Annotated in this window: 1 protein-coding gene; it reads right to left on the reverse strand. The window is 63.3% G+C overall.

Features of this window, described 5'->3' with window-relative positions:
• Window positions 1–248, reverse strand: a 248-nt coding sequence (locus SB773_RS33740) for an autotransporter outer membrane beta-barrel domain-containing protein (RefSeq protein WP_410594831.1), incomplete at both ends; no start/stop codon positions are given.

Genomic DNA, 248 nt, shown 5'->3' on the forward strand with positions numbered 1-248 from the left:
CGCGTGGAAGTCGATCTCCAGGTTGGTATGGCGGACGTTGCCCTTGCCCTTGCCATAGGCAAGGAAGGCGCCGGCGTGCTCCCTGCTGTCGTCCTCGGCATCGATGTTGCGATAAAGGTCCAGGCCTATCTGCAGCGCATCGAAGCGATAGTCGAAAGCGGGGCCCTTCTCGCCGTACAGCCCGATGCGATCGCCGTCGCGCTTTCCGTCATGGCCGATATAGCGCAGCCACGCGCCGCTCATGCCCT

Origin of the sequence: Bacillus sp. SIMBA_074 (assembly GCF_046534555.1) — a bacterium.
Lineage (GTDB): Bacteria > Bacillota > Bacilli > Bacillales > Bacillaceae_G > Bacillus_A > Bacillus_A mycoides.